This window comes from Candidatus Dormiibacterota bacterium, assembly GCA_036495095.1.
Classification (GTDB): Bacteria; Chloroflexota; Dormibacteria; order Aeolococcales; family Aeolococcaceae; genus CF-96.
On sequence record DASXNK010000060.1, the window covers coordinates 1 to 10,657 of the forward strand.

Annotated in this window: 9 protein-coding genes; 3 read left to right on the forward strand and 6 right to left on the reverse strand. The window is 73.2% G+C overall.

Translation table 11 applies throughout. The features are described from left to right. From VGL20_06250 to VGL20_06265, 4 genes are all read right to left on the reverse strand, one after another. Positions 1-1,678 (reverse strand): serine/threonine-protein kinase (locus tag VGL20_06250; GenBank protein ID HEY2703274.1); only part of this gene is annotated, 1,678 nt, incomplete at its 3' end. Between the two features lie 106 nt (positions 1,679-1,784). Further along, on the reverse strand, positions 1,785-2,150 hold the full coding sequence (locus VGL20_06255) for a hypothetical protein (protein HEY2703275.1): 366 nt from the start codon (positions 2,148-2,150) through the stop codon (positions 1,785-1,787). Positions 2,151-2,180: 30 nt separating this feature from the next. After that, a complete protein-coding gene (locus VGL20_06260) occupies positions 2,181-2,408 on the reverse strand; it encodes a hypothetical protein (GenBank protein HEY2703276.1) in 228 nt (75 codons plus the stop codon). 240 nt (positions 2,409-2,648) lie between these two features. Continuing rightward, the gene (locus tag VGL20_06265; protein HEY2703277.1) at positions 2,649-2,933 is read right to left on the reverse strand and encodes a WXG100 family type VII secretion target; all 285 of its coding nucleotides are present in this window, start codon (positions 2,931-2,933) and stop codon (positions 2,649-2,651) included. A 196-nt stretch (positions 2,934-3,129) separates the two neighbouring features. Here VGL20_06265 and VGL20_06270 point away from each other — a divergent pair, with 196 nt between their 5' ends. The 3 genes from VGL20_06270 (at position 3,130) to VGL20_06280 (ending at position 9,868) form a co-directional block, all read left to right on the forward strand. Beyond that, entirely contained in the window at positions 3,130-7,461 is a 4,332-nt protein-coding gene (locus tag VGL20_06270; GenBank protein HEY2703278.1) for an FtsK/SpoIIIE domain-containing protein, read from the forward strand. 108 nt (positions 7,462-7,569) lie between these two features. Beyond that, positions 7,570-9,528: a hypothetical protein gene (locus VGL20_06275; protein ID HEY2703279.1), complete on the forward strand. Its 1,959-nt coding sequence runs from the start codon at positions 7,570-7,572 to the stop codon at positions 9,526-9,528. A gap of 7 nt (positions 9,529-9,535) precedes the next feature. Continuing rightward, positions 9,536-9,868 (forward strand): hypothetical protein, encoded by a 333-nt coding sequence (locus tag VGL20_06280; protein HEY2703280.1) that lies wholly within the window; start codon positions 9,536-9,538, stop codon positions 9,866-9,868. Here the strand turns inward: VGL20_06280 and VGL20_06285 are convergent. Together VGL20_06285 and VGL20_06290 are read right to left on the reverse strand one after the other, a co-directional pair. Next, a complete protein-coding gene (locus tag VGL20_06285) occupies positions 9,863-10,441 on the reverse strand; it encodes a hypothetical protein (GenBank protein ID HEY2703281.1) in 579 nt (192 codons plus the stop codon). The two genes, VGL20_06280 and VGL20_06285, sit on opposite strands and share 6 nt — an antisense overlap. A gap of 20 nt (positions 10,442-10,461) precedes the next feature. Beyond that, positions 10,462-10,657: metallophosphoesterase (locus VGL20_06290; GenBank protein HEY2703282.1), on the reverse strand; the 196-nt coding region annotated here is incomplete at its 5' end.

Sequence of the window (10,657 nt, forward strand, 5' to 3'; positions counted from 1 at the left end):
GGCGGAGCGTTGGACCCGACGTGAAGGTGTATTGCACCTGCCCGATCACAATCACCGGGTTCGTGGTGTCGCTCCGGCAGGTGATGCCGAGGTAGAGGAACGTGTCTCCCGGCACCGGGACGATTGGCGTCGAGGTCACGACCGTCCAGGCCGGTGTGACCGACACCGTCTTCGAGTTGAAATCGAGGGTGCGCTTGGTGCTGACCTTCGGGTAGCTGCCCGCGATGACCTCGCACCGGACGCCGGATGTCCCCTCCGTGCGCATCCGGACGCCGATGTTCACCGGATGTGATGGCGCCAGCACCGCGTTTGCGCTCTTGCGAAAGATGGCCACCACCGGCCCCCTGGCAACAACCTTCAGGTAGTGGTCGCCCGCGGGGCCCACATAGACCTTTGTTGCCGCGGTGTCGGGCGGGTTGTCGGAGGTCAGTTCGAACCCGCCGTTCTGCTCGCCAGGTCGATTGAAATCCGTGTCGAGCGCCCCATTGTTCACGCGCCCATCTGCGGGAAGGGAGGGTTCGGGCGCAGGGGTCGGGGCGGCTGACGCGGTTGCCTGCGCCACACCCGCGGGCTTGGGCGACGAGCGGTGCAGCAGGCCGACGGTCACGAGCGACGCCAGGAGCACGGCGATCACCCCGCCGGCGAGCAGCATCGCCGTCCGCTGCGTGCCCTTCGGGGCCGCCGGAGTGGCGCCGCCGAACGCGATCGGCACCCGGGCGCGCCCGGGGAGCATGGTCAGCTGCTGGTCGCCGGCCGCCGCGGTGGCCCGCTGCGGGCCGGTCCCGGCGAGGGGCATCGGCACCGCCATCCGGCCGGTGTCGAGGGCGTCGCCGGGACGCCGTCCCAGGTGGTGGCCGGGGAGGCGGGTGGCGTTGGGATCGGCGCCGGCGTCGGACCCCCCGGCGGCCGGCGCGAACGCGAGCAGCGCCGGCACCTGCGCCACCAGGCGCTCGGCCGCCACGGCGGCGCCGGGACGCTGGTCGGGCCGCTTGGCGAGCATCTCGGAGAGCAGCTGCCACAGGGCGTCGGGCAGGCCCTCCGGCCGCGCCGGCGGCTCGTCGACGTGCCGGCGGAGGATGGCGACCGCCGCCCCGCCCGCGAAGGGCGTGCGTCCGGTGAGCAGCTCGTGGAGCACGATCCCGGCCGCGTAGATGTCGGCCGGCGGCCCGGCGTCCACCTGCTCGGCCATCTCCGGGGCCATGTACTCGGGGGTGCCGATGAGCCCGGTGGTCCGGGTGAGCCCCGGGCCGGTGGTGAGCCGGGCGATGCCGAAGTCGCTCAGCCGCGCGACGGGTGGCCGGTCGTCGCTGACCTCGAGGAGGATGTTCTCCGGCTTGAGGTCGCGGTGGACGATGCCGGCGCTGTGGACCGCGGCCAGGCCGGTGAGCACCTGGGCCATCAGCCCGGCAGCGAAGGCGGGGGCGAGCGGCCCGTTCTCGCCGAGGTACCTGCGCAGGTCGGAGCCCTGGACGAGGTCCATGACGATGGCGAGGGTGTCCCCCTCGGCCACCAGATCGTGGACACCGACTAGGTGCGGATGGTCCAGGCCGATGAGAATGCCCCGCTCCTGGAGGAAACGGGCGACCACCTCGGGATCGGCGGCCAGCTCGGGGTTGAGGACCTTGACCGCCACCGCCTCCCCGGTGCTGCGGACGGCGCCCCTCCAGACCCGTCCCATCCCGCCACGGCCGATCGACTCGAACAGCAGGTAGCTGCTGCCGAGGGGGACCGCCTCAGCGCCCCGTCCCCCTCGTCTGGCCAGGAAGTTCAGCGCCGGCCCTCCGTCAGCGCGCCCCGAGCCGGCCGCTCACGCCGGGCACCGCGTCGCTGACCGGTTGCGGCTGCGGGCGGGCGAGGTCACGGCTGCGCTGCTCCAGCTGGGCGGCATCGGTCGCCTGGGACAGGTCACCCGCGGCCCGGAGCAGGTCGTCGCTGATCCGGCTCACCTCGGTGGTGATCATGTGCAGGTCGTCGTCGAAGGCCTGGCGATTGCGGCCGCGCCAGTGCTCCCTGGCGGTGGCGGCCAGCCTGACCCGCTGCCCGGTCAGCTCGGCGAGCAGCGCGCTGGTGCGCCGGCACTCGTCGGCCACCGCCGCGGCCGCGACCGGGTCGAAGTGGACGTCCGGGGAGACCGGGACGGGCTCGGACATGGGTGTCGCATCGTGGCATCAGCGCCGACCTCAGTCAACGACCTCCTCCCAGCGGTCGGCGATCTGTGGCAGGGCACGGCGGATGCTCTGCCGGCGCCGCTCGACCTCCTCACGGTCGTAGTCGTCGCCATCGTATGCCCGCGCCTCGATCTCCCAGGTATCCGGGTTCGTGCCCTCGAACATCAGGAGGGACGCGCCTGGACCAATGCTGCCCTGCCCCGGTTCACGGTCATGGTTGTTCGCCAGGCTGATGCGCATCCCGGACGCCTCGCGCAGAAGGTCCGTTCGTCTCGAGTCGAGGTCTCCGGTGAACCTGAAGTGGAACAACTTCCGTGACATGCTCATCTCCGTCAGGGCGCAGGTCCGCGGGAACGGCGCTGCTGGTGCCGTCGGTCGCGAAATCCGCCGGAGGGCTCATCGGGCGGTCACGTCGGGAAGGTGCTCACGCGTGCGGGGGACGGCGCCCGCCGCGCCGTCCCCGCCTGCCGACCCGCGGGATCAGCCGCCGCCGCCCGCGCTCATGATGTTCTCGTTGACCCGCTGCACCGCGGTGCGCAGCTCGTCGAGCGCGGTCACGGTGCGGTCCAGCGCGCCCCGCGTCTGCGGCCAGATGCTGCCGCGAAACTGGCTCGCATAGGGGCCGTCCCAGACGTTTGGATCCGAGAGCACGTCGCCCTGACGCTCGAGCTGCTTGACCTGGGCCTCCAGCTCGCCGGCCAGGATCGCCTGCATCCTCTGGATCGCCGAGCGGGCGGCCTCGGTGGACAGAACGCGTTGCGACATGGGCATGCTCCCGTACTGGGTCGAAGGGGCCGCCATGGTGGCATCGTGACGGGGCACAGTCAACAACGCCGCAAACGTGGTCCTCACGTCTCGGCGCAATCGCACGAGTGCGCGCCGGGCGGTCGCCGCGGCGGCGCGGAGCCGTGAAACCCGATAAGCTCCGCCGCCCGGACCAACCGCGATCGAGGGGATCGGCGTGCAGCTCGTTCTCACCGGCGGCGACTGCGAGCGCGAGCTCGACCTGCGCATCAACGAGAGCTCGGCGACGGTCGCTGATCTGGCTGTCGCATTGGGCACCGCACCGGCTCAGGGACTGCTCATCGGAGACCACGTCGCCAGCCCCTCGCTGGGAATCGGCGAGGCGGGCCTCCATGAGGGGGCGGAGGTACGAACCGCCACCGGTCCGGCGTTTGCAATCCCCGCCGAGGCCGGAGCGGCAATCGAGCTGCGGGTCATCGGAGGTCTCGACGCCGGCCGGGCGGTGCAGCTGCACCAGGGCGAGGTGACCGTCGGCCGCGACCCCACCTGCGACGTCGTCATCGGCGTGCCCACGGTGTCGCGGCACCACTGTCGACTGCGGGTCGGCCCGGGGGATATCACGTGGGTGAGTGATACCGGGTCGCGCGCCGGCTGCTGGCTGGAGGGCGCGCGCCTCGAGGGGGATGCCCCCCTCCCCGCCGGCGCGGTGCTCGAGGTGGGCACGGTGCACCTCGCCGTCGCCACCGGGGCCGTCCAGGACCGCCCCGCCGCGATCGATCCGCTCCGCTACGCGACGGCCGCGGGCACCATCCCGTTCAACCGCCCACCGCGGTCCACCGAGCTGCGCGCCGAGGTCCCCCTCACCCTTCCGAAGGCGCCGAGCGAGGGCAGCAAGCCGATCTTCAGCGTCGCCGCCATTGTCTCCCCGCTCGTCCTCGGCGTGGTGATGATGGTCGCGCTGCAGAACGTCCTGTTCGCGCTGTTCACCCTGCTCACTCCCGTGATGGTGTTGGGCAACTGGTACGAGAGCCGGTTCCGCAACAAGCGCTCGCTCCGCAGGGGGATGCGCGACTTCCAGGCGGCGCTGGCCACCCTCCGTGAGCAGCTCGCCGGGCAGCGACGCGCCGAGGTCGAGCGGCGGCGCGCGGCCGGGCCGGACCTCGCCGAGGTGCTGCGCCGGGCGACGGCGCCGAGCGTGCGGCTCTGGGAGCGGCGCCCCGGCCACGGCGACTTCCTCGAGCTGAGCGCCGGCCTCGCCGACCTTCCCTGGACGCCGCCGGTGGTCGACGACCGCACCACCCCGGCTCCCGAGGTGTCGGCACTGCTGGTGGAGTTCTCCACCCTGCCGCTGGTGCCCGCGCCGGCCGTGCTCGCCAGGGGCGGGGTGGTCGGCATCACCGGCGACCGCGAGGCTGCGCTCGCCCTCGCCCGCGGGCTGCTCTGCCAGGTGGCCACGCTGCAGGGGCCCGCCGACGTGCGCGTCGCCGTGCTCACCGCCGCCGACCAGACCGCGGTCTGGGACTGGACCAAGTGGCTGCCTCACACCCGCGACCGCGCCGGCGCCGGCGGCGCGCGCCTGCTCGCCGCAGGGCCCGAGGAGTGCGACGCCCTGCTGCGCACCCTGCTCGGGGGCGGGGCCAGGAAGCAGGGCCCGGTGACGCTCGCGGTGATCGACGACGACAGCCTCACCGCGGGACGGCACGCTCCCGCCCGGGCTCTGCTCCGCGGCGACGGCGGCCCGGCGGCGGGCATCGTCATCGCCAGCTCGGCCGACCGGCTGCCGGCACTCTGCACCACCGTCATCGAGGCCACCGGCGCCGACGGGCTGGCGACCCTGACCCGCCCGGCCGAGGGCGAGCGCGTCGACCGGCTGGTGATCGGCGGCCTCGCCGAGCCCACCGCCCGGCGCTGCGCCCGCGCCCTGGCACGGTTCGAGGACCCCGAGGTGGGCGACGCCGGGGCGGCACTTCCCGACCTCACCTCCCTGCTCACCCTGCTCGACCTGACCGAGCCCACCCCCGACGCCCTGCTCGAGCGCTGGCGCCGGCCCCACGACGGGCCGACCCTGGCGGCGCCGGTGGGGGTGAGCGAGGAGGGCACCTTCGTCGTCGACCTGGTCCGCGACGGCCCCCACGCGCTGGTCGGCGGCACCACCGGCTCGGGCAAGAGTGAGCTGCTGCGCTCGATCGTCGCCTCGATGGCGACCGTGGCCGATCCCGACCACCTCACCTTCGTGCTCATCGACTACAAGGGCGGCAGCAGCTTCGACGAGTGCTCGCGGCTGCCCCACTGCGTCGGCGTGGTCACCGACCTCGACGAGCAGCTCGGCGAGCGCGCGCTGCGATGCCTCGAGGCCGAGCTGCGCCACCGTGAGCGGGTGCTCCGCGAGGCCGGCGCCACCGACCTCCCCGACTACCTGCGCCGGCAGCAGCGCGGCGAGGTGGCGCAGCGGCCGCTTCCCCGGCTGGTGGTGGTCATCGACGAGTTCGCCACCATGGTCAAGGAGATCCCCGACTTCATCGACTCCCTCGTCGGCGTCGCCCAGCGGGGACGCAGCCTCGGCGTGCACCTGATCCTCGCCACCCAGAAGCCGTCGGGCGCGGTGAACGACAACATCCGCACCAACACGAAGCTGCGCATCTGCCTGCGCGTCGAGGACCGGCAGGACTCCACCGACGTCATCGACGTCGCCGACGCCGCCGACATCGTCCGGCTGGGACGCGCGTGCGTGCGCCTTCGGCCCGGGGAGGTGGTGCTCATCCAGACCGCCCTGGTCACCGGCAGCAGCGCCGGCGGCACCCAGTCGCCGGTCGATGTCGCCCCCTTCCGATTCGGCCGCTCGGCCCGGGCGGCGACCTCCGCCCGCACCGCCCGCGACGGCGCCAGCGATCTCAGCCGCCTGGTCGAGGCCGTGGACGGCGCCTTCCGGAGCGCGGGGATGGCGCTGCCGCGCCGTCCCTGGCCGGACGCGCTCCCCGACGAGCTCGACCTCGACGCGGTCTGCCCGGTGCCGGCGTCACCCCATCCCTCCAGCACCGCCGCGGCGCCAGGCCTCGCCAGCTTCGTGCTCGCCGACGACCCGGACGCGCAGGCGCAGTATCCCCACGGGTGGGACCCGGCCCGGGGCAACCTGCTGGTCGTCGGCAACGTCGGCAGCGGCACCACCACCACGCTGGCCAGCCTCGCGCTCGCCCAGGCGCGGACCCGGGGTCCCGACGACCTCCACCTCTACGTCCTCGACATGGGCGCCGGCGACCTCCAGCCACTCGCAGGCCTGCCCCACACCGGCGCCTATGTCGGCCCCCGCGAACGGGAGCGGCAGATGCGCCTGATCCGCCAGCTCCGCGGCGAGCTCGACCGCCGCAAGGGACGCGGCTTCGCCGGTGCGGGCGACGATCCGATGATCCTGCTGCTGATCGACAACCACTCCGGCTTCACCGCCGAGTACTCGGACATCGCCACCGTGAACGTTGTGGACGATCTCGGCCGCATCTTCTCCGACGGTCCCGAGGTGGGGATCCTCACCGTGCTGAGCGGCGACCGTGCGGGTGCCATCCCGCCGGCGCTGGCGTCGCTCACCCAGCAGAAGCTGCTGCTCCGGCTCTCCGACGCGCAGGAGTACTCGGCCTTCGGGATCACCCGCCGCCAGGTGCCGCGATTCACACCCGGGCGCGCGCTCCTCGCCGAGACGGCGCAGGTGGTCCAGGTGGCCCGGCCGTCGCCCAGCCTGACCGCGGCGGTGGCGGCGACCGCCTCCGCGGCACCGGTGGCGACGCGCTCGGTCCCCGACGTCGGGGTGCTGCCCGACCAGGTGGCGGTCACCGTCATCGCGCCGGCGGCCCGGCTCGGGGCGCCCCCGTGGTTCATCCCCCTCGGCATCGGTGAGCGTGACCTCGGCCCCGCGGGGCTGACCCTCTTCGAGGGTGACCACGCCCTCGTCGCCGGTCCGGCCCGGTCGGGGAAGAGCTCGGTGCTCTGCATCATCGCGGAGGTGGTGGCCCGCGCTCAGAGCGGTATCGTCTGCGCCGGCATCGCCCCGCGGCGCTCGCCGCTGCGCGAGTCCCCGGACCTCGACCACCTCGCCGCCGACCCGGCCGAGGTCGGAGCTCTGCTCGCCGCCATCGCCGCCGACGGCCGCCCCCACGTCGTGCTCATCGACGACGCCGACGCCCTCGACGACGGCGACGGCGCCATCGCCACCCTGCTGCACCGCGGACGCCCCGACGTCCACCTCGTCGTCGCCGGCCGCGCCGACGCGCTGCGACCCCTGTACGGCCACTGGACCCAGACGGTGCGGGGATCGAAGCTCGGCCTGCTGCTCCGTCCCAACCTCGACCTCGACGGCGAGCTGCTGGGAACGCCCCTCCCCCGCCGCGTGCCGGTGGCGATGGGCGACGGCCGCGGCTACCTGATCGACAGCTCGGGGGTGGACATCCTCCAGGCGGCGCGGCCGACTCCCGGCCGTGTGCTCAGCGGCGCGCCCGTGCAACCACCGACCTCGCCGCCCGCGCAGTCGACCGCTGCCGAGAAGGCGGAGGGCACGTGGTGACCTGCGCGGCCGGCGACAACCCCTTGGCGGCTGCCTCCCTCTCCATCGCTGGAACGTGGGCGTGGGCGTATCACGTCCGGGGGCACTCGGGCCCACCGCGGGGGTCGGATGAGCACCGCCGGTGACGCCGGGTCCGGCGCCACCAGCAGCGCCGTTCCCGCCGACCTGCGCGCCTACTCCCAGGCGGCGATGCAGATCGACCAGCACATCCACGAGCTGGCGCTGCGGCTGGGCCACGTGCTGGACGCCTACCGCGCGAGCCGGCCGGAGTTCGGCCATCCGATTCCGCGGATCGAGGACGACCTGGAACTGCACGCGCGGCGGTGCCTCGAGATCGACAAACGGGTGGGCCAGATCGCCGCCGCCTTCGAGCGGGCCGGGACGGTGCCTCAGAGCGGGACCGGCGGAGGCGGCGCCGGCCAGCCCGTGGTGGTCGCCGAGGCGGCGATCACCGCCGCGCTGGAGGAGGCCCGGCGGGCCGCGGCCGCGCCCCCGCCGCCGAAGAAGAAGGAGCACCACGACCACGCCCTGCTCGGGGGCCTGATCCATGCCGTCGAGCACCCCGGAGAGACCCTGAGCCATGCCGCGTCGGCGGTGGAGCACGCGGCCTCGGACGCGCTGGGAACAGTCGAGCGCGGCGCCGAGCATCCCGGGGACACCGCGGCGGCGCTGGCGACCGGCGCGGAGCACCTCGCCGGCTCAGCGCTGCACGGGCTGGAGTCGCTGGGCGGCGGGATCCTCCACGCCATCGAGCATCCCATGGACACGCTGTCGAGCGCGGAGCAGGCGGCGGAGGACTTCGTCACCGGCTTCGCGACGGGCGTGAAGGACATGGCCCAGGCGGCGATGCTGCTGGCGCGGGTGATCCCGGGCACGCCGATGTGGATGGCGAGCATGGCCGTCGACCCGGCGGGGACGGTGAAGCTGCAGGAGCAGTTTGCCAAGGGCCTGGCGCACATCGTCGAGCACCCCGTCGACGCGCTCGGAAACATGATCGACGTCAAGGACCTGCAGAGCGGCGACTACGCGAAGTGGCTGGGCCACCTCACCCCGGACGTGATCGTGACCGTGCTGACGATGGGGGGCGGCGGTGCGGCCGCGGTGGCCGGCGAGGGGGTGGCGAGGACCGCCGGCGAGACCACCGCCGAGCAGGTGGCGACGTCGGTCGCCGAGGACGCCGCCAAGGTCGCCGGCGAGGGAGCCGTCAAGACCGCCGGCGACACGGCCGCGAAGGGTGCGGCCGAGGCGGCCGCCCGGGACACCGGCGCCGCTGCGGAGGACGCTGGTGCCGGCGCGCGGGAGGCCTCGGGCTGGCGGGGACCGGAGGGTGATCCTCCGCCGCCCGGGCCGGAGGGTGGCGGCCCCCCGGGCGGGAAGCCCGAACGCTGGCCGGTGGACGACTCCGGGTACCGGCTCCAAGCGCGCGACATCGACTTCCTGGGGCTGACCGGGCAGCAGATCGACTGGCTGATGGAGCGCCAGGCACCGCTGGGGATGACGCCCGAACAGTTCTCCGAGTTCAGGTCGAGCCTGCTGGACGCCCTCCGCAAGGAGGGCATCGACCCTGCCGCGACCGACATCCGGCTGCACGGATCGGCGTCCAGCGGCTTCTCGGGCATTCACAAGACGCTCCCGACGGAGGCCGAGCTCGCCGGCAACCCAGAGGCCCTTGGACGGCTTCGCGAATGGCTCGCCGACGACCCCAACCGCCCCCTGCGCCGCCCCTTCGACTCGATGCACCGGCTCGGCCTGGAGGATGTCCGGAGCGACTACGACCTGAACATCTCCAACGACCGAATGGTGGAGATCGCCCGGTCACGATGGGACCCGACCAGGTTCAAGGGAGAGATCACGACCGGTCACGGATACCTGAACAAGGTCCTGATGAACTCCACCTTCCCGGAGCTGACCGCCTGGTCGCGGAGTTGGTCGCAGGCGCTCGGGCGTGACGTCTCCCATGCCGTCTTCCCCGGAACCGGGCCCCTGGACACAACCGGCATCGGAAGCGGCATCTCGGTGCACTTCCAGGAGACGGACTGGATCGTCCACCCGCCGAGTGGCCCGTGACATGCCGATGAACCGCCTGCTCGATGTCTGGCTTCGGGGTGAGCTGTCGCAGTCCAGGCTCGACCGACTTCGTGAGCTCCTCTCACTGACCCGCAGAGGTCGTCTCACCGACGCCGAGGACGCGGAGTTCGGCTACCGGTACCTGGGTGAGGACGCACCCGATCGGACGGTGCTGCAGCTGTACCGTGACGGCGACTCGCTGTGGAAGCTCAGTCTCGAGTATCAGGGAGAACCGCCGTCACCGGAGACGGTCGAGGAGACGCGGCGAGCGATCCTGACGGCCGCCTCGAAGCTCGGACTCGCGGTCGACCAGATCTGGCCATCGGCGGAGGGCCTATGAGTCCGGGGCTCGGTCCCCCCATCCCGCCGAGTGGATCAGGTGCGCGGCCGCGCCCCACGGGGTGAGGTCGTTGCGTTCCATGTCCTGCGAGAAGCCGTCGGCGAGGATGAGAAGATGGCGGCGCAGCATTCCCAGTCCCGGGAAGAGCGTCCCCACGATGCGCAGGTACTCGGCGGCCTCGTCCTCGCCGTGGAGCGCCGCGACCACGCCACGCCGGACCAGCTGCGTGAGGGTCGCCCATCCCTGGTCGTCGAGCCCGCTCAGCTCACGCCGCACGCCCCTGTAGTCGAGTGTTCCCACGCACTCCTGCTCGACGTCCGCGCCGACCCGCGCACCGACCAGCGAGCACCAGAGGCCGAGCAGCCAGAGCAGCCCGTAGACGACCCGCTCGGGGCGCGCCGCCGCGAGCCCGTCCAACTCGATCTCGGCATCGCCCTCCCTGATCGGGTTGCACCATGCGCGCACCAGGCCCTCGAGGGTGACGAGCTCGGCCGCACTGGTGAGGGATTGCGCCGGTCGCCGGATGCTCGCGACCCGTCCGGTTCGGCGGTCCTCGATCTCAGCGGTATCCACGCACTGCCTCCCGCAGGATCCTACCCGGACGGCGCGACCAGGGCACCTGCTCGGGATAGGGTGTAGACGGCGTAGGGCCGCCGGATCACGGGCTGGGCGACGTTGCGCACCGGGCAGCCTGCGCGCGTCCGGCCCTCCTCGGTGCCGTGGTGCGCGTGCCCGTGCACGGCGAAGTGCGCACCGCCGGCGTCGACGGCGGCACCGAGCAGGTGCACA

Bases quoted from the DNA above. Each gene is read 5' to 3' on its own strand.
- VGL20_06255 (HEY2703275.1), bottom strand. From the start codon at position 2,150: ATGTCCGAGCCCGTCCCGGTCTCCCCGGACGTCCACTTCGACCCGGTC.
- VGL20_06260 (HEY2703276.1), bottom strand. From the start codon at position 2,408: ATGCGCATCAGCCTGGCGAACAACCATGACCGTGAACCGGGGCAGGGC.
- VGL20_06265 (HEY2703277.1), bottom strand. From the start codon at position 2,933: ATGTCGCAACGCGTTCTGTCCACCGAGGCCGCCCGCTCGGCGATCCAG.
- VGL20_06275 (HEY2703279.1), top strand. From the start codon at position 7,570: ATGAGCACCGCCGGTGACGCCGGGTCCGGCGCCACCAGCAGCGCCGTT.
- VGL20_06280 (HEY2703280.1), top strand. From the start codon at position 9,536: ATGAACCGCCTGCTCGATGTCTGGCTTCGGGGTGAGCTGTCGCAGTCC.